At 46.7% G+C, this 24,200-nt stretch carries 16 protein-coding genes, 3 tRNA genes and 3 rRNA genes; 15 read left to right on the top strand and 7 right to left on the bottom strand.

Features of this window, described 5'->3' with window-relative positions:
* Positions 1-2 precede the first annotated feature (2 nt).
* From fre to VIA_RS00295, 7 genes are all read left to right on the top strand, one after another.
* A complete protein-coding gene (fre, locus tag VIA_RS00325) occupies positions 3-716 on the top strand; it encodes an NAD(P)H-flavin reductase (RefSeq protein WP_004409625.1) in 714 nt (237 codons plus the stop codon).
* A 550-nt stretch (positions 717-1,266) separates the two neighbouring features.
* Positions 1,267-2,819: ribosomal RNA gene (locus VIA_RS00320) — 16S ribosomal RNA — on the top strand.
* Positions 2,820-2,885: 66 nt separating this feature from the next.
* Positions 2,886-2,962: transfer RNA gene (locus VIA_RS00315), tRNA-Ile, on the top strand.
* Positions 2,963-3,002: 40 nt separating this feature from the next.
* Positions 3,003-3,078, top strand: a tRNA-Ala gene (locus VIA_RS00310).
* Between the two features lie 298 nt (positions 3,079-3,376).
* Positions 3,377-6,267: ribosomal RNA gene (locus VIA_RS00305) — 23S ribosomal RNA — on the top strand.
* A gap of 87 nt (positions 6,268-6,354) precedes the next feature.
* Positions 6,355-6,471 (top strand): 5S ribosomal RNA (gene rrf / locus VIA_RS00300).
* The 16S, 23S and 5S rRNA genes sit together here with 3 tRNA genes alongside, the layout of an rRNA operon.
* A gap of 32 nt (positions 6,472-6,503) precedes the next feature.
* A tRNA-Asp gene (locus VIA_RS00295) sits at positions 6,504-6,580 on the top strand.
* Positions 6,581-7,325: 745 nt separating this feature from the next.
* Here VIA_RS00295 and VIA_RS00290 read toward each other — a convergent pair.
* Genes VIA_RS00290 through hemC form a run of 4 tightly spaced genes read right to left on the bottom strand, consistent with a single transcriptional unit; the run spans position 7,326 to position 11,428 of the window.
* Positions 7,326-8,513: a heme biosynthesis protein HemY gene (locus VIA_RS00290; RefSeq protein ID WP_004409623.1), complete on the bottom strand. Its 1,188-nt coding sequence runs from the start codon at positions 8,511-8,513 to the stop codon at positions 7,326-7,328.
* The gene (locus VIA_RS00285) at positions 8,513-9,736 is read right to left on the bottom strand and encodes a uroporphyrinogen-III C-methyltransferase (protein WP_004409621.1); all 1,224 of its coding nucleotides are present in this window, start codon (positions 9,734-9,736) and stop codon (positions 8,513-8,515) included. The genes VIA_RS00290 and VIA_RS00285 overlap by 1 nt, the downstream gene beginning before the upstream one ends.
* 3 nt (positions 9,737-9,739) lie before the next feature.
* Positions 9,740-10,483, bottom strand: a complete 744-nt coding sequence (locus tag VIA_RS00280; protein WP_004409619.1) for a uroporphyrinogen-III synthase — start codon at positions 10,481-10,483, stop codon at positions 9,740-9,742.
* A 6-nt stretch (positions 10,484-10,489) separates the two neighbouring features.
* Complete coding sequence (hemC, locus tag VIA_RS00275; protein WP_004409618.1) at positions 10,490-11,428, bottom strand: hydroxymethylbilane synthase; 939 nt, start codon at positions 11,426-11,428, stop codon at positions 10,490-10,492.
* Positions 11,429-11,763: 335 nt separating this feature from the next.
* On the opposite strand from hemC, the gene VIA_RS00270 reads away from it, so the two are divergent.
* The gene (locus tag VIA_RS00270; RefSeq protein WP_004409617.1) at positions 11,764-14,292 is read left to right on the top strand and encodes a class I adenylate cyclase; all 2,529 of its coding nucleotides are present in this window, start codon (positions 11,764-11,766) and stop codon (positions 14,290-14,292) included.
* A 61-nt stretch (positions 14,293-14,353) separates the two neighbouring features.
* Here the strand turns inward: VIA_RS00270 and cyaY are convergent, their stop codons facing one another.
* The gene (gene cyaY, locus VIA_RS00265; RefSeq protein ID WP_004409615.1) at positions 14,354-14,668 is read right to left on the bottom strand and encodes an iron donor protein CyaY; all 315 of its coding nucleotides are present in this window, start codon (positions 14,666-14,668) and stop codon (positions 14,354-14,356) included.
* 75 nt (positions 14,669-14,743) lie between these two features.
* Between cyaY and lptM the strand changes: the two genes are divergently transcribed.
* The 7 genes from lptM (at position 14,744) to VIA_RS00230 (ending at position 22,038) form a co-directional block, all read left to right on the top strand.
* A complete protein-coding gene (lptM, locus tag VIA_RS22640; protein WP_004409613.1) occupies positions 14,744-14,863 on the top strand; it encodes an LPS translocon maturation chaperone LptM in 120 nt (39 codons plus the stop codon).
* Positions 14,864-14,892: 29 nt separating this feature from the next.
* A complete protein-coding gene (gene lysA / locus VIA_RS00255; protein WP_004409612.1) occupies positions 14,893-16,146 on the top strand; it encodes a diaminopimelate decarboxylase in 1,254 nt (417 codons plus the stop codon).
* 10 nt (positions 16,147-16,156) lie between these two features.
* Entirely contained in the window at positions 16,157-16,987 is an 831-nt protein-coding gene (gene dapF, locus VIA_RS00250) for a diaminopimelate epimerase (RefSeq protein ID WP_004418014.1), read from the top strand.
* 163 nt (positions 16,988-17,150) lie between these two features.
* The gene (locus VIA_RS00245; protein WP_004409608.1) at positions 17,151-17,855 is read left to right on the top strand and encodes a DUF484 family protein; all 705 of its coding nucleotides are present in this window, start codon (positions 17,151-17,153) and stop codon (positions 17,853-17,855) included.
* Positions 17,827-18,759: a tyrosine recombinase XerC gene (gene xerC, locus VIA_RS00240; protein ID WP_004409607.1), complete on the top strand. Its 933-nt coding sequence runs from the start codon at positions 17,827-17,829 to the stop codon at positions 18,757-18,759. Before VIA_RS00245 ends, xerC begins: the two co-directional genes overlap by 29 nt.
* A complete protein-coding gene (gene yigB / locus VIA_RS00235) occupies positions 18,756-19,478 on the top strand; it encodes a 5-amino-6-(5-phospho-D-ribitylamino)uracil phosphatase YigB (protein WP_004409606.1) in 723 nt (240 codons plus the stop codon). Before xerC ends, yigB begins: the two co-directional genes overlap by 4 nt.
* A gap of 97 nt (positions 19,479-19,575) precedes the next feature.
* Positions 19,576-22,038 carry a bifunctional diguanylate cyclase/phosphodiesterase gene (locus VIA_RS00230; protein ID WP_038211389.1) on the top strand — a complete coding sequence of 821 codons (2,463 nt, stop codon included), beginning with the start codon at positions 19,576-19,578 and terminating at the stop codon, positions 22,036-22,038.
* Here the strand turns inward: VIA_RS00230 and VIA_RS00225 are convergent.
* Positions 22,022-22,660, bottom strand: coding sequence for a tRNA-uridine aminocarboxypropyltransferase (locus VIA_RS00225; protein ID WP_004418018.1), 639 nt, complete (start codon positions 22,658-22,660; stop codon positions 22,022-22,024). The genes VIA_RS00230 and VIA_RS00225 overlap by 17 nt on opposite strands.
* On the bottom strand, positions 22,657-24,183 hold the full coding sequence (locus VIA_RS00220; RefSeq protein WP_004409603.1) for a COG3650 family protein: 1,527 nt from the start codon (positions 24,181-24,183) through the stop codon (positions 22,657-22,659). Before VIA_RS00220 ends, VIA_RS00225 begins: the two co-directional genes overlap by 4 nt.
* Positions 24,184-24,200 lie beyond the last annotated feature (17 nt).

Here is a 24,200-nt window from a genome sequence, read left to right as displayed (position 1 = left end):
AAATGACTATTCAATGCAAAGTAAAGTCAATTCAGCCGTTGGCTTGCAATACTTACCAAATCTTATTACATCCGGAAAGCCCAGTAGACTTTAAAGCGGGCCAGTACTTAATGGTTGTAATGGGGGAGAAGGATAAAAGACCTTTCTCTATCGCGAGCAGCCCATGTCGCCATGAGGGTGAACTGGAGCTACATATCGGTGCAGCAGAGCAAAATGCTTACGCACTAGAAGTCGTTGAAGCAATGAAAGCGGCTCTTGAACAAGATGGAGAGATCACCATTGATGCTCCTCATGGTGATGCTTGGGTGCAAGAAGAGAGTGAGCGTCCTCTATTACTAATTGCTGGTGGCACTGGCTTTAGTTACGTACGTTCAATTTTGGACCACTGTGTGGCACAAGAGCTAAAAAACGACATTCACCTATATTGGGGTGGTCGTGATGAATGCCAGCTGTATGCGAAATCTGAATTAGAAGAAATTGCCGCAAAGCATAACAATGTGCACTTTGTGCCTGTAGTAGAAGAAGCACCAAGTGAGTGGGCTGGTAAAACAGGCAACGTACTTCAAGCTGTCGAGCAAGATTTTGACTCACTGGCTGAATTTGATATCTATATAGCGGGTCGTTTTGAAATGGCGGGTGCGGCAAGAGAACAGTTCACTTTAAATAAGCAGGCGCAAGCAGAAAGAATGTTTGCAGATGCGTACGCGTTTATTTAAAACCTAATGAATCTGGTGAAAAAGGGAGCGTTTTGCTCCCTTTTTGTTTGGTTTTGAATATAAATTCAACGAACGCTCATTTTTTTCATTTTTTTTTGAAAAAGGGGTTGCGATAAAGTCTGAACTCCCTATAATGCGCATCCACTGACACGGCAGACGCCACAAGGCTTCAGCGACAAGTCGGTAGGATGAATAAGACAATTTAGCTACTTAACTTCTTCAAAAAAGATTTTAAGAAAAACTTCAAAAAAGTGTTTGACACTGAAGTCTGAATCGCTAAAATGCACGTCCACTTTGAGAGAAAGCGCTAACGCTGACTTCTTAAAGAAAAGCTCTTTAACAATATAAACCTATCAATCTGTGTGGGCACTCGTTGATGATAATCCAATTAGATACCTCGGTATCAAATTAGGTTTCAATGAAACGAAGTGACCAAACGAGTCTTCGGACTTGGCACAGTCAATTCATTATCGTTCTGTTGGAACGATAATAGCTTTAAAATTACATTAGTAGTTTTGAAGTCAGTATTCATTGAGCCGAACAAAATCTTAAATTGAAGAGTTTGATCATGGCTCAGATTGAACGCTGGCGGCAGGCCTAACACATGCAAGTCGAGCGGAAACGACTTAACTGAACCTTCGGGGAACGTTAAGGGCGTCGAGCGGCGGACGGGTGAGTAATGCCTGGGAAATTGCCCTGATGTGGGGGATAACCATTGGAAACGATGGCTAATACCGCATAATGCCTTCGGGCCAAAGAGGGGGACCTTCGGGCCTCTCGCGTCAGGATATGCCCAGGTGGGATTAGCTAGTTGGTGAGGTAAGGGCTCACCAAGGCGACGATCCCTAGCTGGTCTGAGAGGATGATCAGCCACACTGGAACTGAGACACGGTCCAGACTCCTACGGGAGGCAGCAGTGGGGAATATTGCACAATGGGCGCAAGCCTGATGCAGCCATGCCGCGTGTATGAAGAAGGCCTTCGGGTTGTAAAGTACTTTCAGCAGTGAGGAAGGTGGAGTCGTTAATAGCGGCCTCACTTGACGTTAGCTGCAGAAGAAGCACCGGCTAACTCCGTGCCAGCAGCCGCGGTAATACGGAGGGTGCGAGCGTTAATCGGAATTACTGGGCGTAAAGCGCATGCAGGTGGTTCATTAAGTCAGATGTGAAAGCCCGGGGCTCAACCTCGGAATTGCATTTGAAACTGGTGGACTAGAGTACTGTAGAGGGGGGTAGAATTTCAGGTGTAGCGGTGAAATGCGTAGAGATCTGAAGGAATACCGGTGGCGAAGGCGGCCCCCTGGACAGATACTGACACTCAGATGCGAAAGCGTGGGGAGCAAACAGGATTAGATACCCTGGTAGTCCACGCCGTAAACGATGTCTACTTGGAGGTTGTGGCCTTGAGCCGTGGCTTTCGGAGCTAACGCGTTAAGTAGACCGCCTGGGGAGTACGGTCGCAAGATTAAAACTCAAATGAATTGACGGGGGCCCGCACAAGCGGTGGAGCATGTGGTTTAATTCGATGCAACGCGAAGAACCTTACCTACTCTTGACATCCAGAGAAGCCGGAAGAGATTCTGGTGTGCCTTCGGGAACTCTGAGACAGGTGCTGCATGGCTGTCGTCAGCTCGTGTTGTGAAATGTTGGGTTAAGTCCCGCAACGAGCGCAACCCTTATCCTTGTTTGCCAGCGAGTAATGTCGGGAACTCCAGGGAGACTGCCGGTGATAAACCGGAGGAAGGTGGGGACGACGTCAAGTCATCATGGCCCTTACGAGTAGGGCTACACACGTGCTACAATGGCGCATACAGAGGGCAGCCAACTTGCGAGAGTGAGCGAATCCCAAAAAGTGCGTCGTAGTCCGGATTGGAGTCTGCAACTCGACTCCATGAAGTCGGAATCGCTAGTAATCGTGGATCAGAATGCCACGGTGAATACGTTCCCGGGCCTTGTACACACCGCCCGTCACACCATGGGAGTGGGCTGCAAAAGAAGTAGGTAGTTTAACCTTCGGGAGAACGCTTACCACTTTGTGGTTCATGACTGGGGTGAAGTCGTAACAAGGTAGCCCTAGGGGAACCTGGGGCTGGATCACCTCCTTATACGATGATTACTCACGATGAGTGTCCACACAGATTGATGGTTTATGTAGTTTAAGAGACGATACTGGGTCTGTAGCTCAGGTGGTTAGAGCGTTCGCCTGATAAGCGAGAGGTCGGTGGTTCAAGTCCACTCAGACCCACCAATTTCCCTTGTGAGATTGGCACACAGTATCAACACCTGATGGGGCTATAGCTCAGCTGGGAGAGCGCCTGCCTTGCACGCAGGAGGTCTGCGGTTCGATCCCGCATAGCTCCACCATCTTTAAGTGTTCTTGAAAAAGAATCTTTAAAAATGGTTTCATTAGAAATCTAGCTCTTTAACAATTTGGAAAGCTGACAAATCAACAATTTATTTGTTGATTGTAAAGTTCTCAATGTTTGTCTTTAAGACAAACACCAATACAACACATTCAAGTGTTCTTGGGAATGTCACTTTTAGTGACTATTCAAAATTGAGTCCGGCAAAATCGAGTCTGCACATGTATAAAAATGCAGACAACTTTGGTTGTTTAACAACATCCTCAAGATTCGCTTCGCGAAACTCTTTGGGGTTGTATGGTTAAGTGACTAAGCGTACACGGTGGATGCCTTGGCAGTCAGAGGCGATGAAGGACGTATTAACTTGCGATAAGCCCAGATTAGGTAGTAAAAACCACTTGAGTCTGGGATTTCCGAATGGGGAAACCCACGTGCATAAGCATGTATCATTAACTGAATACATAGGTTAATGAGGCGAACCGGGGGAACTGAAACATCTAAGTACCCCGAGGAAAAGAAATCAACCGAGATTCCGAAAGTAGCGGCGAGCGAAATTGGACTAGCCCTTAAGCTTTATATGCGTTAGACGAACGGTCTGGAAAGTCCGGCGATACAGGGTGATAGCCCCGTAGTCGACAACGCACATTCAGTGAAATCGAGTAGGGCGGGACACGTGATATCCTGTCTGAATATGGGGGGACCATCCTCCAAGGCTAAATACTACTGACTGACCGATAGTGAACCAGTACCGTGAGGGAAAGGCGAAAAGAACCCCTGTGAGGGGAGTGAAATAGAACCTGAAACCGTGTACGTACAAGCAGTAGGAGCACCTTCGTGGTGTGACTGCGTACCTTTTGTATAATGGGTCAGCGACTTATATTCAGTAGCAAGGTTAACCATCTAGGGGAGCCGTAGAGAAATCGAGTCTTAACTGGGCGTCGAGTTGCTGGATATAGACCCGAAACCAGGTGATCTAGCCATGGGCAGGTTGAAGGTTGAGTAACATCAACTGGAGGACCGAACCGACTAATGTTGAAAAATTAGCGGATGACTTGTGGCTAGGGGTGAAAGGCCAATCAAACCTGGAGATAGCTGGTTCTCCCCGAAATCTATTTAGGTAGAGCCTCGGACGAATACTACTGGGGGTAGAGCACTGTTAAGGCTAGGGGGTCATCCCGACTTACCAACCCTTTGCAAACTCCGAATACCAGTAAGTACTATCCGGGAGACACACGGCGGGTGCTAACGTCCGTCGTGGAGAGGGAAACAACCCAGACCGCCAGCTAAGGTCCCAAATTATTACTAAGTGGGAAACGATGTGGGAAGGCTTAGACAGCTAGGATGTTGGCTTAGAAGCAGCCATCATTTAAAGAAAGCGTAATAGCTCACTAGTCGAGTCGGCCTGCGCGGAAGATGTAACGGGGCTAAGTAATAAACCGAAGCTGCGGCAATGTAGTTTACTACATTGGGTAGGGGAGCGTTCTGTAAGCCGTTGAAGGTGAGTTGTAAAGCATGCTGGAGGTATCAGAAGTGCGAATGCTGACATGAGTAACGATAAAGGGGGTGAAAAACCCCCTCGCCGGAAGACCAAGGGTTCCTGTCCAACGTTAATCGGGGCAGGGTAAGTCGACCCCTAAGGCGAGGCCGAAAGGCGTAGTCGATGGGAAACGGGTTAATATTCCCGTACTTCTTATAATTGCGATGGGGGGACGGAGAAGGCTAGGTGGGCCTGGCGACGGTTGTCCAGGTTCAAGTGCGTAGGCTTAAGAGTTAGGTAAATCCGGCTCTTTCTAAGGCTGAGACACGACGTCGAGCACCTACGGGTGTGAAGTCATTGATGCCATGCTTCCAGGAAAAGCCTCTAAGCTTCAGATTATAAGGAATCGTACCCCAAACCGACACAGGTGGTCGGGTAGAGAATACCAAGGCGCTTGAGAGAACTCGGGTGAAGGAACTAGGCAAAATGGTACCGTAACTTCGGGAGAAGGTACGCTCTTGTCGGTGAAGTCCCTTGCGGATGGAGCTAACGAGAGTCGCAGATACCAGGTGGCTGCAACTGTTTATTAAAAACACAGCACTGTGCAAAATCGTAAGATGACGTATACGGTGTGACGCCTGCCCGGTGCCGGAAGGTTAATTGATGGGGTTAGACTTCGGTCGAAGCTCTTGATCGAAGCCCCGGTAAACGGCGGCCGTAACTATAACGGTCCTAAGGTAGCGAAATTCCTTGTCGGGTAAGTTCCGACCTGCACGAATGGCGTAATGATGGCCACGCTGTCTCCACCCGAGACTCAGTGAAATTGAAATCGCTGTGAAGATGCAGTGTACCCGCGGCTAGACGGAAAGACCCCGTGAACCTTTACTACAGCTTGGCACTGAACATTGACCCTACATGTGTAGGATAGGTGGGAGGCTTTGAAGACGGTACGCCAGTATCGTTGGAGCCGTCCTTGAAATACCACCCTTGTAGTGTTGATGTTCTAACATTGACCCCTGAATCGGGGTTGTGGACAGTGCCTGGTGGGTAGTTTGACTGGGGCGGTCTCCTCCCAAAGAGTAACGGAGGAGCACGAAGGTGGGCTAAACACGGTTGGACATCGTGTGGTTAGTGCAATGGCATAAGCCCGCTTGACTGCGAGAATGACAATTCGAGCAGGTGCGAAAGCAGGTCATAGTGATCCGGTGGTTCTGTATGGAAGGGCCATCGCTCAACGGATAAAAGGTACTCCGGGGATAACAGGCTGATACCGCCCAAGAGTTCATATCGACGGCGGTGTTTGGCACCTCGATGTCGGCTCATCACATCCTGGGGCTGAAGTCGGTCCCAAGGGTATGGCTGTTCGCCATTTAAAGTGGTACGCGAGCTGGGTTTAGAACGTCGTGAGACAGTTCGGTCCCTATCTGCCGTGGGCGTTGGAAGATTGAAGGGGGCTGCTCCTAGTACGAGAGGACCGGAGTGGACGAACCTCTGGTGTTCGGGTTGTGTCGCCAGACGCATTGCCCGGTAGCTAAGTTCGGAATCGATAACCGCTGAAAGCATCTAAGCGGGAAGCGAGCCCTGAGATGAGTCTTCCCTGACCCCTTGAGGGTCCTAAAGGGTTGTTCGAGACTAGAACGTTGATAGGCAGGGTGTGTAAGTGCTGCGAGGCATTGAGCTAACCTGTACTAATTGCCCGTGAGGCTTAACCATACAACACCCAAAGGGTTTTGATGGACTCAATACAAGAATATTGAATGTGTTAAGAACTTAAACAGCTTTCCGAATTTTAAGAATTTGCTTGGCGACCATAGCGATTTGGACCCACCTGATTTCCATGCCGAACTCAGAAGTGAAACGAATTAGCGCCGATGGTAGTGTGGGGTTTCCCCATGTGAGAGTAGGACATCGCCAGGCTTTAAATTTAGACTCTAGAGTCTAACCAGTGCGGAGCGGTAGTTCAGTTGGTTAGAATACCGGCCTGTCACGCCGGGGGTCGCGGGTTCGAGTCCCGTCCGCTCCGCCACTTATTCAGACAAAGCCCTAGCAGAAATGCTAGGGCTTTTTCGTCTGTATAGGGTTAATTTGGTCTGTGACCAACGAGTCCCGCTTGCCTGCAAGCCCAGCCATCTGCCACTTATTTAGAAAGCCTAGTCTTACGACTAGGCTTTCGTCGTTTATGAATGCATATTTTAGAAGCCCGTTGCTGACGCAACGGGCTTTTTGCGTTTAAGAGGTAAGGAATAGTGCTAGCTCTCTATAGCGCTTCTTGGAGCTGAGAAATTGCCTTCCTTCGGTCTTTGACTGACACATTGTCATTCCATAGAACGACGAAGGAGTGAGTAGGGGATCTCATTGATTTTTCGACTTACTTCAAGCGAACTCTCTACTGTTGACGCCTCACTAGTGAGCATAGCTGTCTAACTCATCGAAACAAAGTAGGTTGACACTAAGTGCTAACCTCTAATAATTTCTCGTTTCTCGACAACAAAAAAGGCCAGCTTATGCTGACCTTTCACTCGTCTCTCTCCTACAAATAATCCGAGCTTTTATCGATTAAAGAATCATATCCTTTACTAGCTAGGACAGTATCAATCCATTCTGCTTTGCCTTTCAAACCAAGAGTTTAGCTTGTTGTAGATATTCGCTCGCTGCTCTGACAGTACTTTCCCAGCGATGCCATCTCGATACACGATAGTGGTCGTTCTTTTCTCTAGATATAAAAAAGCCACCCTAGTAAGAGTGGCTTATTTGATTTACTTGATTACCTATTACGCGGCAGGTTCATTGATTAAAGTTAACGCCTTCTTAGACACTTCATGAGCCGCCTTTGTAAGGTTCTGCTTCTCTAAAGCATCAGAGAGGTAACCATAATCAGAGACGCTAGAGCGGACAGAGAGGGCTTTCTCAAAGTGCCCTTGAGCATCAGACCATTTTTCTTCTCGCAGATAAAACTGAGCTAGTGCGCTATGAGCACCTGCATTGTTACCATCTTTTTGTAGCACACCCTCAAGAAAAACGACCGCCGGGTGACTGTCTGTGAGCTTCAGCTTAGGAAGAAGAGCATATAAGTCTGAGTTAGGATGCTTTTTCAATGTCTCTTTGAGTAACGTAAACGCTTCACTATCTGCTTGACGAGAGATCAATTGCTTAGCAAAACATTCTATTAAGTGAGTATCTGCTTTAACTTTTCGTGGTAGAGAGTTCCAGTGGGCAATGAGGCCCTCACTTCCCTTTTGCGCGGCTACTTCATGCAGCAATCCACATTGAGCACGTTGTGTTAAAGGCTCTTGTTCCTCTTTAAGGATGATTTTGTGCTTAACGAGCTTAGGAAGTAGGTCGAGTAGTGGCTGCCATAGCTTCAACTCAATGTACACTTGCTTAAGAAGGTTAAGCACAATGGTATTATTTGGGTAGCTAGACTTAAGACTAGATAAAGTATCAAACGCTGCGCTGTAGTCAGCTTCACGAATTAACTGTTTCGCACGAGTGAGTTCAACCGCTAGAGTTGAGTTATCTTGCTTAGCTGCCAGTTCAAGGTAGCGATCACGCTGTTCATTGTTGCCCATACCTTGAGCCGCTTCAGAAGCGACTAAATAACATAGTAGTGGCATATCGTGGTGATTTGCCCAACGAGTCACTTTCTTCTCAGCAACTTTGAAGTCACCTTCTAATAGCTTAATGATGCCTTCGTTAGTGTAGCGGCGCGAGCGGCGCATCTTACGGACACTAAAGTAGTTCCAAGTTGCTGAACTTGCGTAAAAAGCTTTCTTTACTAGATACTCAAGGCCAAACAGGCCAGCCAGTGCCGCTATGACGAATATTACCAGTGTCGTGACACTCATTTCGATGGTCTTGCTGGCAACTGAGATCAGTACATAGCCTTGCTGGCCAGAAAATTGTGTGCCTGCAAATAATCCCAGTCCTAGGACGACAAAAAGGAAAATCAGTCGAAACATTATTTGTCCTCCGCTACTAGGGTGGTCACTTCACGGCGCAGACGCTCGCGAATCACGTCAGATAACTCTTGTTGAGTTTCTAGCTTAACTGGGTATTCAACTTGTACTGTCTGCTTGCTTAGCAACTCTAAAGCTTTGTTGAACTCAATCACTTCATTTGAGTCCTGATTGAAGAAGGTCGCAGACCATTTGTCAGCGGTTGTTAAGGCTGTTGAATAGATCTCTTGCTGCTCAACGTAGACGGCCTTAATGGCTGTCTCTAGCTTGGCTTTAATGTTCTCTTTTAAGTAGAAGTGCTGCTGAGGAGAAAGTAGTGGAATGACGTTACCATCGCGAGTTCTAAAGGTAATAAAGTTCTCTGAGAAGTCTTTCAACGATGTCATAAGATTATCTTTCCAGTCATAGACATCTTCAGATACAACCTGTTTTTCTACTTGCTGCGCTTCAGGTAATAGAGCATTGGCGAGAGGCAGTTTATCAACTTGTTGTTGCAGGGCTGTAATTCTCAGAACCAAGCCTTCCCTATCGATCAGTGGGATGGTTTTAAGCTTAGTAATATCATTTGCCATTGATTTTCGCAGTGGGACTAAGCTTGGGTCATTTAAAGCAGCGATTCGTTGATCGGCAGACTCCATCAACTTGGTTGCACTGACTGCATCGTGTTCAAGGAAAAGCTTACGACCGGCAAGTTTTACCAAGTAGTCGGCTTCCGCTAGTAGCCAATCATTTGGACGACGGCCTTTAACATCAGCCATTGCTACCTGAAGGCTGACAATGCTTTTCTGTTGCTGGGCAAGAACGGTTTCTGCACGATGGGTAATTTCAGTCGCTTTATCGATAGCTTGCTTTTGCGTCGAGTCTAGCTCTGATTGGATGTTATCTTGGGTTTGCTTAAGCTGGGTTTGCAGAGCATTGATTTGAGCTTGGTACTCGGCGTTCTTTTGTTGTATTTGGAACGTTAGACCGCCTCCAAATAGGATAGAGATGATAATCGCAACGGTGCCAAGTTTAACCCCTCGCTTACCTTGTTTTTCTTCGAATGCAGGTTGAGAAGATTGCGATTGATTTGCTTCAGGTGTTTGTGCCGTAGTTTCTTCCACGCTTGTTTCATTTGTCGTCTTTTGCTCAACGTCAGACGTGGTTGATTCAACCTTGTTGCTATCCTCTGCCGATTGCTTGTCTTGGTCAGGGGCAATGTTTTCGTTTTTATTCTTGCTTGTCATTACTTATTGTCCTGTTCTATCTGGCTGGAGAGCAGCCAACAACACTGGGTTAGAGGCACTTAAGGTATTGGTGACCACTTTAAAACCAGCCTCACGTGCATTTTGTGCGATACGCTCACTCGGTACATAAAGGTGAAGCGTAAACAACCAGTTCCGTTCTACGTTGCTCAATTGAGAAATAAAATACTCAAGTTGACCTGAACTGGTTATGACTAATTGGGTTATTTGTTTATCTTGCCAGAGTGGCACTAATAAATCTGAGCGGAAAGCTAGGTTTTCTCGTTTGTAGACTTCCCTGTACTCAACCATAGCGCCGCGATCGGCCAGAGTGTCAAAAATGAGTTCTCTGCCGCCATTTCCTCGCAAAATAAGGATTTTCTTATTGGCAACATGCTGAAGAGCTTCCAGCTTGAGTAAATGTTCGCTATCACTGACATCGGGGTAGTGTACTTGTTGTTTGACGGCTTTGCTTAAAACGTGCGCAGTTTTTTGACCAACGGCAAGATAGATGGGATTTGTCGGCCAACTTTTGCATGTTTGAGTCAGATGCTGGCTAGTTTCACTTACCGCATGTTGGCTAACAGCGATAATAATATCGAAGGAAGAGATATGATCTTCCAGTCCAGATAGTTGATCTCCGGATTGGATTGCAATCAGAGGGTGGTGATGGCTAGCGATCCCCACCTCTGATAACTGTTGGCATAGTGAAAGGCCTTGCTTTCCCGGCCTAGTGACCAGTACTGCCATACATGATTACTCGTGCTCAGCGTATAGCTTGGTCAAAATTTCTTTTGCGCCGTCATCAAGCAGCTGATTCGCTAGCTCTACACCTAGAGTCTCTGCATCAGCACGTGAGCCACGGATCTCGCCACGGATGATCTTAGAACCGTCAGGCTCGCCAACTAGCGCGCGTAACCAAATGTTGTCACCATCAATTAATGAGTAGCTACCGATTGGTACCTGACAGCCACCCTCTAGAGTAAGGTTCATTGCGCGTTCACATAGAACGCGATCGGCGGTTTCTTTGTGGTTTAGTGGCTCAAGCAGCTTAATTAAGCGTTCATCATCTAAGCGACACTCAATACCTACCGCGCCTTGGCCAACCGCTGGCAGTGACTGCTCTGGCTCAATAAAGCTCTTAATACGCTCTTCGAGTTCTAAACGCTTTAGACCCGCAGCGGCAAGGATGATGGCATCATACTGACCGTCATCGAGCTTGCCTAAACGTGTGCCGACATTACCGCGCAGCTCTTTAATCACAAGATCTGGGCGGTACTCTTTGAGTTGGCATTGACGACGTAGGCTACAAGTACCGACTATCGCGCCTTGAGGAAGCTCATCGATATTGTGGTAGGTGTTAGAAACAAAGGCATCGCGTGGGTCTTCACGCTCACAAATTGTCACTAGGCCTAGTCCTTCAGGAAAATCTACCGGTACGTCTTTCATTGAATGAACGGCTAAGTCAGCTCGACCTTCAAGCATCGCCACTTCTAGCTCTTTAACGAATAGGCCTTTGCCACCGACTTTCGCTAACGGTGTGTCGAGAATGATGTCGCCTTTAGTAACCATTGTTACTAGTTCAACTTCTAGACCTGGGTGAGCCGCTTTTAGTGCGTCTTTAACAAAGTGAGCCTGCCAAAGAGCAAGAGGGCTTTTACGTGTAGCGATTCGAATAGGAGTTGATTGAGTCATAGCGTTCTACTGAAAACAAAATAATGAGCTAATCCTACCACTGTCGGTTAAAAAAGCATTATTGGTTATCAAATAGGATTCAAGTTTGATGTTCGCTAGCATAAAATCATTAAAAGAGTGTGACTAACGTCTCGTTTGTAAAATAGGCTATTATTATTAATAGAAGTTACGTACCACACTAAGAGCGATAATTTCAGGTGGGCAAAATTGTGTCGAATCGATCGTACATTTCTTTACCAACTTAAAGAAAAATGTTAGATTGATCACGTTTTGTTGGTGCTTTAGAACAATTAATGGTCAAGGCACTATCTAGGATATGAACCAAGGAAGCTCTCTTGCAGGCTTACACCAAGACGCTAACTAACAGACTTGATAACCTTAACCAGCAACGCATTGAGCGTGCGCTGGCGCTTATGGATTTATCAAGCCAGCGTGTATTCCACCTTATTCCAACCCTGCTTCATTTCAATCATCCAGTTATGCCTGGTTATTTCGACGCACATGTTCCGTTTGGGATTTGTGACTTCGCACTTAATGAAATTCAGCAGCAGTTTGTAGAAGATACACAGTTAACGATTGGTCAAGAACTTGTAACATCGAACAACCCAGCCATTTTAGGCTTGTATACGATGGGCAGCACTTCTTCTATTGGTCAAAGTACATCCAGTGATTTAGATATTTGGGTGTGTGTTTCTCCTAGTATGAGTTCTGGTGAGCGTGAAAGCCTGACCAATAAATGTCTACTGATCACTGACTGGGCACAAACTCAGGGTGTAGAAGCTAACTTCTTCTTGATGGATGAGCAGCGTTTTCGCTCAAACCACTCTGAAGAAATGACAGGTGACAACTGTGGTTCATCTCAACACTTACTGCTACTTGATGAATTCTATCGCAGTGCTGTTCGCCTAGCGGGTCAGCGTCTATTGTGGCAAATCGTGCCACCTGAGATGGAAGAGTGCTACGACGAATATGTGAATGACCTTTGCAATAAAGGCTATATCGATTGTTCCAAGTGGATCGATTTCGGTCAGCTCAATCGTATCCCGGCAGAGGAATATTTTGGCTCGAACTTATGGCAGCTGTATAAGAGTATCGACTCGCCGTACAAGTCTGTTCTAAAGGCTATCTTGCTGGAAGCTTATTCGTGGGAGTACCCAAACACTCAACTTCTTAGCTTAGACACCAAACGTCGTTTCTTTGCCCATGAGCCTGATCTCTATGGCATGGATGCGTACTATCTAATGCTTGAGAAAGTAACCCGTTACCTTGAACGTATTGGTGATACCACGCGTTTGGACTTAGTGCGCCGCTGTTTCTATCTTAAAACCCATGAAAAGCTTTCGCGTGAGTCCAGTGTTGGCTCCGTTGCATGGCGTCGTGAAGCCTTGACCGATATGGTGAAAAAATGGGATTGGTCACCAGCAGTCATTGCTGAACTTGATGATCGTCGTAACTGGAAGGTAGAGCAGGTCAAAGTGGTGCACCATGCCTTGCTTGATGCGTTAATGCAGAGCTACCGTAACTTAATTCAGTTTGCACGTCGTAACGACATTACGTCAGCGATCAGTCCGCAAGACATCAGTATTCTCGCTCGTAAGCTTTATGCGGCGTTTGAGGTATTGCCGGGTAAAGTGACGCTACTTAATCCACAGATTTCACCAGACTTACATGAGTCTGATCTGACGTTTATTGAGGTTCGCCCTGGGCGTACTAATAAGTCGGGTTGGTATCTCTACAAACAGCCAATAACACCGCACCGTATTCTTGGTCAAGCACCGCTTGAGCACAATGAATATCTCAGTAAGTTGGTTGCTTGGTCATTCTTCAATGGCCTGATTACTGAGTCAACACGCTTGCACTCTGTGATTCGTGATGCGCACTTAGACATTGATAAGTTTTATCAGATGGTGAGTGACTTACGTAATACCTTCTCGCTGCGTAAACGTCGCCCAACGATGCAAGCATTGGCGAGCCCATGTGAAATTAGCCAGTTGGCGATGTTTATCAACTTTGAAAGTGACCCAACATCAGAGCTTAGTGGCAAGTCGCTCAAACTTGATCCAAAGAGCACTGATATTTTCAGCTTTGGCCCAGAGCAGAAATGCTTAGTCGGCAGTGTTGATCTGGTTTATCGCAACTCCTGGCACGAAGTGCGTACCTTGCACTTTAAAGGCGAGACAGCGATGCTCGATGCGTTGAAAACCATACTGGGTAAGATGCACCAAGATGCGATCCCACCAGAGTCGGTGGATGTATTCTGCTACAGTAAAAACCTGCGTGGCGTGATGCGTAATATGGTGTATCAGCTACTGGCAGAATGTATTGACCTGCGTTTGAAGCCTGTTGAACAAGAAAAACGTCGCCGCTTTAAGGCGTTACGCATTGGTCAGCAAACTTACGGTTTGTTCTTTGAGCGTCGTGGTGTATCGGTACAGATGCTTGAAAACTCGGTCGATTTCTACCGTAGTATCTCGACCAATAAACTGAAAGGTTCACCACTGCTCATGCTCGATAAAGAGCAGGATTACCAATTGCCAGAAGTGGTCGATGGTTTTGCTAGTGAAGGCTTGATTCAGTTTTTCTTTGAAGATGGCGAGCAAGGCTTCAATATTTATGTGCTTGATGAGTCAAATCGCGTAGAAGTTTATCACCAGTTCAAGGGTGAAAAAGATGAGATGATTGCGAGCGTGAACAGTTTCTATACTTCGGTGCAGGATGAGAATCCATTATCGTCGAAGATCATCAACTTCAACCTTCCGCAGTACTATCAAATTGTTCGCCCTGAAGACGATGAACCTTATATTGTTCCTTATCGCAATGATGGCGCCAGTTACTCTAGGCCGAGTAAAATCGTCAACGCCTAACGAAGAGATATAAAAAAAGAGCATTGATGATGCTCTTTTTTTGTATCTATCTGATTGAGGGTTAGACCCACTCAATCTCTTCATCACAATGCTTTTCACACTCTTGCTTAACCATGGTAATCAGCTCAAGGTGAGTCTTAGAGCAGGTCCATTGATTATCGATCAGCGAGAAATGGAAACCACCTGACTTAGACGCCAGCCAAATTTCTTTCATTGGTTCTTGGCGGTTAATAATGATCTGACTACGGTCTTCAAACTCTAGGGTCATCACGTTACCAGAGGTCTCGTAGTCGATGTCCGCGCCTGAATCATCAATCATTTCCTCGATGATTTGCATTTGAACATCTACTAACTGATGAAATTCAGTCTCGTTCATCCAATCTATCCTATTGCTTTTCTTGAGTGTGGTGCGATTATAGGGGGCATTGACAGAATAATCACGATACAACCGATGAAAAAATCACTCTTAGCGCTATTTATCTTTTCGCTTCTTGGCTTAGCTGGCTGTGGTCAAACTGGACCTCTTTACATGCCTGAAGATGCTCAGCAGAACGAGCAACCTTCACAATAAAATAGAATCAGAATATAAGGGAAAGAATTTTGGATTACTTCAACTATCAGGATGATGGCCAGCTTTGGGCTGAAGATGTCTCACTAACGGAACTAGCACAGCAGTTTGGAACTCCACTTTACGTCTATTCGCGTGCGACTTTAGAGCGCCATTGGAACGCGTTTGATAAATCGGTTGGTGAGCATCCTCATTTAGTTTGTTACGCAGTGAAAGCAAACTCAAACCTTGGTGTGTTAAATGCACTGGCTCGTTTAGGATCTGGTTTTGATATTGTTTCTGGCGGTGAGCTAGAGCGAGTGATTGCTGCGGGTGGTGACGCTGCCAAAGTTGTGTTTTCCGGTGTCGGTAAAACAGAAGCTGAGATGAAACGCGCACTAGAACTTGGCATCAAATGTTTTAACGTTGAGTCAGAACCAGAGCTTGAGCGCTTGAATAAAGTCGCGGGTGAGCTCGGCGTGAAAGCACCGATTTCTCTGCGTATTAATCCTGACGTTGATGCTAATACCCACCCTTATATTTCTACCGGCCTACGTGACAATAAATTTGGTATCGCATTTGACCGTGCTCCAGCAGTCTACAAGTTTGCACAAAGCTTGGATAACTTAGATGTGCGCGGTATTGATTGCCACATCGGTTCACAGCTGACAGACATTGAACCATTCATTGACGCAACTGATCGCTTGCTTGCTTTGATTGATGATCTTAAAGCGCAGGGTGTCACCATAGAACACTTAGATGTCGGCGGTGGTTTAGGGGTCGTTTATCGTGATGAGCTACCACCTCAACCCTCTGAGTATGCGAAAGCGCTGCTTGGCCGTCTTGAGAATCACCAAGATTTAGAGCTGATCTTTGAGCCTGGCCGTGCGATTGCTGCCAATGCTGGGGTATTGCTGACGAAAGTGGAGTTTTTAAAGCACACTGAGCATAAGAACTTTGCCATTATTGATGCGGCAATGAATGATTTGATGCGTCCAGCGCTTTACCAAGCGTGGCAAGATATTGTGCCAGTCATCCCTCGTGAAGGTGAGGCCGTAGCTTACGATTTAGTTGGCCCGATCTGTGAAACGGGCGATTTCCTAGGTAAAGATCGTGCGTTAGTGCTAGAGGAAAATGATCTTCTAGCGGTTCGCTCTGCAGGTGCTTATGGCTTTGTGATGTCATCGAATTACAATACACGTTCTCGTGCTGCGGAAGTGATGGTTGATGGTAAGCAAGCCCACTTAGTCCGTCAGCGTGAAGAACTCTCTAGCCTATGGGCGCTTGAAAACGTACTTCCGGAGTAATTGAAGTCTTATGCATTTCCATTTTTCTAAAATGCACGGTTTGGGTAATGACTTCATGGTCGTTGATTGTATTACTCAAAATATTTTCTTTTCCCCTGACCTGATCCGCCGTCTGGCGGATCGTCATACTGGTGTCGGCTTTGACCAACTGCTGGTGGTAGAAGCTCCGTACGATCCAGAAACTGACTTCCACTATCGAATATTTAATGCCGATGGCAGTGAAGTTGAGCAATGTGGTAATGGGGCTCGCTGTTTTGCCCGCTTTGTGCGTATGAAAGGGCTCACCAATAAATACAGCGTCAGTGTCAGTACGAAGAAAGGCAAAATGGTCTTGAGCATCGAAGAGGATGATCAAGTCACGGTCAACATGGGCGTGCCTGAGTTTGAACCGAGTAAAATTCCGTTCAAAGCCAAGCAAACTGAGAAGACTTATATCTTACGTACTGAAGATAAAACCTTGTTCTGTGGCGCGGTGAGTATGGGTAACCCCCATGTTGTAACGGTAGTCGATGACGTCGCGACGGCAGATGTCGATACTCTCGGCCCACTGCTTGAATCTCACGAACGTTTCCCTGAGCGCGTCAATGCCGGTTTTATGCAGGTGCTTAATCGCAACGAAGTTAACTTACGTGTGTATGAGCGCGGTGCGGGTGAAACTCAAGCTTGTGGCAGCGGCGCATGTGGTGCAGTTGCGGTAGGTATTGTGCAAGGGCTACTCGACGAAAACGTCAAAGTAAATCTACCCGGTGGTTCGCTGAATATTCAGTGGCAAGGAGTGGGCAAACCACTTTATATGACAGGTCCGGCTACGCATGTCTTTGATGGGCAACTAAGCTGCTAATATACCCTGCATATTTGAAGCTTCAGCGTCGTTGACTGTATCAATTCCCCGGAACGCCGGCCGCCCTAATCACATAGAGCACCTATGCTCATAGGGTTGAATTGATTTTTCGCCTAGCTGAACCCCCAACTATTTTGGGTAGATAATAATAAAAGGAACAATCGTGTCGCATATCGAAGCAGATGCGCTGACGGCGGAAGTCGTAGCGGAATACCTGCGTGACAACCCTGATTTTTTTATCCATCGCCGTGAGCTGGTGGATCGATTAGCACTGCCTATGCAAGAGCAAGGCGCTGTTTCTCTTGTTCATGTTCAGATGAACCGTCAACGTCAACGTATCGAAGAGCTTGAAGAAGAGATCACGACCTTGATGTCATTGGCAAAAAGCAATGATCAAACCTTCCATGAATTTATGGATTTGCAAGAGCAAATCTTAAGAGGAGATGCATTGCTGCCGGTGATTAAAGCGATTGAAGAGAAAGCCAAGGCTTTAGGCTTAGTCGCTTATGTTCGCTTAGTCGATAGTGAGTCGAGCTATTACTCGTTGGATAAAACCAACTATCAACGCTTTGCAACTAACCACCTTAATGGTAAAGACTCGTATCTTGGCCGAATGCGCAAAGTTGACCGTGAACTGCTGCTAGGAGATAACTCCCGAGCACCCGAAATGGGCTCTTATGTGGTGTTGCCGCTGTATAATAAAGGTCTGCAAGGTATTTTGGCATTCTCGAGCAGCGATGGCGGTCATTTCCAGCCGCATATGGATACCTTGTTCTTACGTCACTTAGCCCTTGTGCTTTCTCACCTTATCGAAACCCTTCCTTGGCAGTGTGAGTCGAATGAGCGAATCAGCAGTACCTCTGCCTAATGGCCTACAGCAGCCTCTTGAACGCTTCTATGAATACTTGAGAAGTGAAAAGGGGCTGAGCCTGCATACCCAGCGTAATTACAAACAGCAACTTGAAACTATGGCCGGTCATTTAGCTCAACTTGGTTTAAAAGAGTGGCAACAAGTGGATGCGGGCTGGGTGCGTCAATTAGCCAGTAAAGGCATGCGCGAAGGGATGAAGCCGAGCAGTCTCGCGACTCGTCTTTCTTCGCTGCGCAGTTTTTTTGATTTTATGATGCTACGTGGTGAGATGAGCGCTAACCCTGCTAAAGGGGTCTCTGCACCACGTAAAAAACGTCCGTTGCCTAAAAATCTCGATGTCGATGAAATTGGGCAGTTACTTGAAGTTAATGAAGACGACCCATTGGCGATACGCGATCGCGCCATGATGGAACTGATGTATGGTGCTGGGCTGCGTTTAGCTGAATTGGTTAGCATTAATGTTAAAGATGTCGGCCTTTCGTCTGGTGAAATACGAGTGGTGGGTAAAGGGGATAAAGAACGTAAAGTGCCCTTTACTGGTATGGCTGCAGAGTGGGTGAGTAAGTGGTTAAGAGTTCGCCCCAGTTTGGCAAATAGCGATGAGCTTGGGCTGTTTGTCTCCAAGCTTGGTGTGCGTATTTCTCACCGTAACGTGCAAAAACGTATGGCGGAGTGGGGACAAAAGCAAGCGGTGGCAAGTCACATTAGCCCGCATAAACTGCGTCACTCTTTTGCGACTCATATGCTTGAATCGAGTAATAACTTGCGTGCTGTACAAGAGCTTTTGGGCCACGAAAATATTTCTACCACCCAGATCTATACTCACTTGGATTTCCAACACCTTGCTGAGGTCTACGATCAAGCTCACCCCAGAGCGAAAAAGAAGGGCAGTGACCAATGAAATTCTACCGCCATTTGAATCCAATTAAAGCGATGACGTTCGATCTGGATGACACCCTTTATGATAACCGCCCAATCATTCGTCAGGTTGAGGCGCAAATGGCGCAATGGATGCATCACCATCACCCTGTTTCAGCGACTAAGCCGCTGGGCTGGTGGTATGAGCTTAAAATGCGTTTAGCACAACAAGATAGCTGGCTAGTTAATGATGTCACCTTATGGCGCTTCAAGCAGATCGAATGTGGATTACTGGAACTGGGTTACGCGCCAGCTCAGGCCACTCAAGCTGCTAATGAGGCCATAGAGCAAGTACATCGCCTGCGTAGTGACTTTACCGTGCCATTGCAAGCACATCAGGTGCTAGAGCGGCTTGCAAGTCAATTACCGCTAGTCGCGATTACGAATGGGAATGTTGATGTTGAGAAAATTGGTCTTGCACCTTACTTTTCATTGGTACTAAAAGCAGGACCAGATGGGTACGCCAAACCTCACCGTGAATTGTTTGATAAAGCTCAGTCATTTCTTTCATTATCAGCCGAAAACATCCTTCATGTCGGGGACCATTTAATCTCCGATGTTGCTGGGGCCAAGCGCAGTGGTTTTCAGGCGTGCTGGTTTAACGACCAAGGCCAAGATATCTATGAATGTAGTAAAAGCCGCACCTTACCAGATGTAGAAGTAAACCGTTTGCATCAGTTGTTGCTATTGAGTGAGATGTAAATAGCGGGGCATGAAAACAACGCTTTTCATATCAGGGCACATAGATTACGGTATAGAAAAAATACTATATAAATAATCACGTCTCAGGCTTATAAGAATGCGCACCTATTCCGCACTAGTGGTAAATAGTCAGCAACTTCAGTTATTTCTTCAGGGTATTCCTGTGAGAGATTCGGCTTCGTATTTGGTCCAAGTACTATCGACCGATACCGAACAAGTTGTGTGTGACTATGCAAATCGGCTTAAATTACACCTCCCCCATTGCCATATTATTGGCCACAGTACTCGCCATACCATGTGTGATGGAATACTCCACCATAATGGTAGTCTCATTGTTGTTTCTTGTTTCGACCACACTTCGCTGACCTCCGCACGAGCTCTGCTTAATAGCGACTTGGAGCCTCAAGTCGAAGCGTTATGTGAAGAGCTTCAATTGGGCATGGCATCTAAAGCGATGATCAGTTTTTCCGCTCATGCCAGTGGACTTTACCAAGCACTCGGTCAAGTGGTGGAAATCCCAATTAGTGGTGGGCTTGCGACCAGTGTTGGTGGGCATCACGAGTGGGTTCTGTTTGGTAATCAAACTTATCGCAACGCTGCTGTTTTTGTTGCTCTACATAGTGAGCGGCTCACAATACATCGCAATGCGTTTTCTGAATGGACGCCTATTGGAGGCACATTGAGGGTGACGGGTAGCCAGGGATATATACTCAAAACCCTAGACTATCAGTCGGCTTATGCGATTTATCAGCAGCGGCTAGCGGAAGACCGTTCGATTACGTTAGAGCAGTTGTATAGCTTTCCTCTTCAAGCGAGCAGTGGCCAAATCAGTAGCATGCGCGAGATTTATTCCGATGGCAGCATGCGACTCGATAATCCGGTCAATATCGGTGACGAAGTTCGAATTTGCTATAACCATCCTTCATTGACATTGGAACAAGTGCGTTATGATGTGGTTCAGTTAGCGCGCAGTAACCCAGAGTCGGTTTTTATCTTTAATTGCGAATCCCGATTAGAGTTTCTTGAAGGGGTCAGTGAGACCAAACCGTTTGAGCACCTTGAATGCAGTAATGGCTCTTACTGCATGGGCGAGTTTTACCGCGGCGATTGTCAGGAAACGCTCCACCACAGCATGACTTATTTAGCGCTGAGTGAAGATAGCCAGCGTCCTGCGATTGTGATTGATGAGCAAGACGAATTCCCCGTCTCGCCGTTGTTCCACTTGATTCGCCACTCTATTGATGAGCTTAACCAAGCTCAGAAAGGGATGCAGGACAAACTCGCGAAGCAGACCGAAAAGCTGATAGAAAGCTACCGCCTTGATAAACATACCGGGCTTAATAACCGTGTTGCGCTGCAAGAGCGGCTGAAAGTGTTTAAACAGCATCAACATGTAATCACCATCAAGCTCTCTAACTTTCATCAGGTAAACGAAAAGTATGGCTATCAAGTAGCGGATGAATTGATCCGAGATTTGAGCGATCATTTTGTTGAGAGGTTATCTCTGCGCCGTGGCCATGATTTCGTGAAAAACCTTTACTATATCGGTCCTGCGGAATGGGCAATTGTATTTTCGGCTGAGGTTTCAAGTCATAAAATTCAACAAGACTTCTCGGCTTTTGCTGATCAAATCGAGAGAATTAACTTTGAGCCTTACGATCTTCCGGATGTGGATTACCTGTCGGTTTCGATTACCGGAGGTATAGCCAGCAGCAGTGATTTTCCAGATATTCCCGGAGATGAGCTTCTGCTTAAATCGATCGATGCCAGAAGAATGGGTAAAGAGCGTAATACCCACTTCTTTAACGCCAAAGATTGTGCGATTACCGCCGAACAACTGCAAGACAAGATCAATTTGATGGGAGTTGTCAGTCGGGCGATTCTCAAAAAAAATATCATTACCTACACTCAGCCTATTTTTGCTGCCCAGACTCGCCAGCAGGTGTCTCAAGAGTGTTTAGTGAGAATAGAAGATGAAGGCAATATCATCTCTCCTGGACGCTTTTTACCTATCATCGAGGGTACGCATCTATATACCCGCTTAAGTCGTTATATGTTGTCTTCAACCTTGAGTTATATGGCGGATAAACAAGACTCTTTTTCGATTAATTTATCACCGCAAGATATGCTCAGTGATAAGACGCTTTATTTATTAGAAGAGTCGATTGCCAAGCTCAATGACCCCTATCGTTTAGGGATAGAGGTATTGGAGTCGGAACAAATTAAGGACTTTGGTCGGATGGCTGAAATCTGTCGTCATTTTAAACAGATGGGTGTACGTCTGATGGTGGATGATTTTGGTTCAGGCTACTCGAACATTGATGAGATTATTCGCCTTGAGCCAGACATCATCAAGCTTGATGGTAGTCTGATTAAGACCATTGACCGCGATGTTAAGCAGCGCCAGATTACTGGTCAGTTGGTTCAGCTATGCCAAGTCTTGAACGCGAAGACGGTGGCCGAGTTCGTCCACAACCGAGAAGTGTGTGAAATTGCCGAAGATCTCGGTGTCGATTATCTGCAAGGCTTCTATCTCGCCGAGCCTAGCCGTTTGTTTTAGTTGTGAGTGCATGACCACTTTTGTCGGCTTTAAACGCTTGCATGTAGTGGTCAAAGAAATTCAGCAACTGCTCTGATTGGCGCTCTTCCCCGAGCGCCTTTAGGACTTCGCAACCCACTTCTAAGGTACACAAGTGCCCATCTTCTTGATTACGACGTAATTGATAGTTGGAAGTATGGCTAGGGGTGATATGCGCAACGGGCAGGTTTTCGAGCCACGCACTTTTGCGCAGCATCTTCTTCGCTTCCTGCCAAGTTCCATCCAGAATAATAAACAGTGGCACTTTAGCTGCTTTGTTTGCCTGCTGAGAGACCTGGCTTACTGGCACGCTCTCATCATGTGGAAATAACAAGTAAGGCTGGTACTGGTCATTGTTCAACAGTTCGAGCAGTGCTGGGCTGGGCGTTTTGCGTTGCCAAATATGCACACTGGTCGATGCGGGTAAGCTCTTAAGCAACCACTGGCCAGTGTTGGTATCACGTTGCTGCTCATTCTCATGCATTAACAGCGCAAGATGACAGGCTGATGTGAGAGTCGGTAATTGCTCACAGAGACATTGGTGGCGAAGTTGGCACTGAGGGCAGGCAGCTAGCGTGCCCTCGTCACTGGTTGACGGTGTCACAGAGTAATACCTTGTTGATGAGGGGTTAAGCCATCAGAGAAGAGTTGAATCTGACTGATCTCGTCGTAGCTTGCGATAGGTGCGGTGCTTGGGTTTAGCGGGTACTGTTGTCCATCAAACTTAACAATATGTTGGTTAGGCACTGCTCCGCCGCCACTGACGAAAAATACCATATCTTGCCAACCTTCACTGCGGTTAACACCGAGATTAAGCGGTGTACTGACCAGAGTGATACGGCTGTTAAAGCGCCAACTGTTCTGGTGGTTTTCAAAGATAAGCAGAGTACAACCACCTGAGCCACACCAGTCAAGCTGAGTGATGAGCTCCTTGTTACCATCACCATTTAAATCGTAACTGAGCCAGCGATAGCGTGTACCGGTCGGATCGGTTTCAGTGCTGGTAAAATAGTTGCGCAGTGCTTTATCCACCTTAGGGTTAAATTCTGCTGAGGATGGGATTTGGTTAGGCGATTCTTGCTTGTTCGTTTGCGCTTGCTCAGAGGCGCTTTTAAATAGTGTCACGCCACCATCAGCAATCGGATAAATCACATTACCGACTTTCTCTTTGGTCGCGGTTAACTGCTCCCCTTGACGTGAGAACAGGCGTTCTGATAACAAGGGTTGTTGTTGATGATGGGTCATCACTACCTGAATTTGTTCAGGGTTAAGTTGCTGCCAATAGCCCCGCTCAACAGAATCGGACTCGCCATTATTGTAGGAATATGAGGTGGTCGCGGTGTGATCGGGCTTGAGTTGCAGTGAGATAGAAAAATCGCTGCTCTTGGTTGAACTCGCTTGGTAATAGCCCGTCCAGTCTTGTGTACCATCTTGATTTGATAGCGTAGCGCAGCCTTGATATTGCCCATCATCGATTTCCAGCGTAGCACTCCAGCCATATAGTGAATCACTCATGCCGTCACTGCAGCTACGTTGATTGAGCTCTAGCGAACCGCGGTCAAATTGGTAACGGCGGCGGTCGCTCTCAATACGGCTTGAGCTAAGCTCTAACAGTTGTTTCTCTTCGCCCATTTTCTGGAAAGCAAGTTGGTTGCCTTCAAAGCTCATTGACCAGAAAGGTTCAGTACCAAATGCACGAGTTGGTTTAGTGTCTTGCTGGCATCGCTTTGGATTTTCCGCGGTAATCAGGTTGATGGAATCCACCACAAATCGCGCCGCGTAGTCGGCGACAAAGCCATCGGTCAGGCCAGTTTCTAAGTGGCCGATAACTTCTCCATACATAGGCTCATATGGACGCTGAACCAGTGACATCGCTTGTTGAAAACGGTCGTTGGGCAATTCGAGCCAATACTGTTGCTGGCTACCACAAGGCGTAATGGTTCGTACCTCATGGCCTAAAACGATCTCACCACGCATAATAAAAGTCTGCGGTGTGATACTGGCAGGTTTATCTAAGCTGGCCGCAGGTGCGGTCGGTGATGGCTGAGAACTTGGCTGTGTTGAAATCGAACAAGCTTGTAACGCAAGTAATGTCACAATAGCGACTGGGTTTCGAAGCGCCTTCATGCTATATCTTCCCTATT

This window comes from Vibrio orientalis CIP 102891 = ATCC 33934 (genome assembly GCF_000176235.1).
Classification (GTDB): Bacteria; Pseudomonadota; Gammaproteobacteria; order Enterobacterales; family Vibrionaceae; genus Vibrio; species Vibrio orientalis.
The sequence above is the reverse complement of the archived record's forward strand: the minus strand, read 5'-3'. Positions and strand labels throughout refer to the sequence as shown.

What these genes read in the sequence shown, in the direction of transcription:
- fre (WP_004409625.1), top strand. Translation starts at nt 3, where the DNA reads ATGACTATTCAATGCAAAGTAAAGTCAATTCAGCCGTTGGCTTGCAAT.
- VIA_RS00290 (WP_004409623.1), bottom strand. Translation starts at nt 8,513, where the DNA reads ATGTTTCGACTGATTTTCCTTTTTGTCGTCCTAGGACTGGGATTATTT.
- VIA_RS00285 (WP_004409621.1), bottom strand. Translation starts at nt 9,736, where the DNA reads ATGACAAGCAAGAATAAAAACGAAAACATTGCCCCTGACCAAGACAAG.
- VIA_RS00280 (WP_004409619.1), bottom strand. Translation starts at nt 10,483, where the DNA reads ATGGCAGTACTGGTCACTAGGCCGGGAAAGCAAGGCCTTTCACTATGC.
- hemC (WP_004409618.1), bottom strand. Translation starts at nt 11,428, where the DNA reads ATGACTCAATCAACTCCTATTCGAATCGCTACACGTAAAAGCCCTCTT.
- cyaY (WP_004409615.1), bottom strand. Translation starts at nt 14,668, where the DNA reads ATGAACGAGACTGAATTTCATCAGTTAGTAGATGTTCAAATGCAAATC.
- lptM (WP_004409613.1), top strand. Translation starts at nt 14,744, where the DNA reads ATGAAAAAATCACTCTTAGCGCTATTTATCTTTTCGCTTCTTGGCTTA.
- dapF (WP_004418014.1), top strand. Translation starts at nt 16,157, where the DNA reads ATGCATTTCCATTTTTCTAAAATGCACGGTTTGGGTAATGACTTCATG.
- xerC (WP_004409607.1), top strand. Translation starts at nt 17,827, where the DNA reads ATGAGCGAATCAGCAGTACCTCTGCCTAATGGCCTACAGCAGCCTCTT.
- yigB (WP_004409606.1), top strand. Translation starts at nt 18,756, where the DNA reads ATGAAATTCTACCGCCATTTGAATCCAATTAAAGCGATGACGTTCGAT.
- VIA_RS00230 (WP_038211389.1), top strand. Translation starts at nt 19,576, where the DNA reads ATGCGCACCTATTCCGCACTAGTGGTAAATAGTCAGCAACTTCAGTTA.
- VIA_RS00220 (WP_004409603.1), bottom strand. Translation starts at nt 24,183, where the DNA reads ATGAAGGCGCTTCGAAACCCAGTCGCTATTGTGACATTACTTGCGTTA.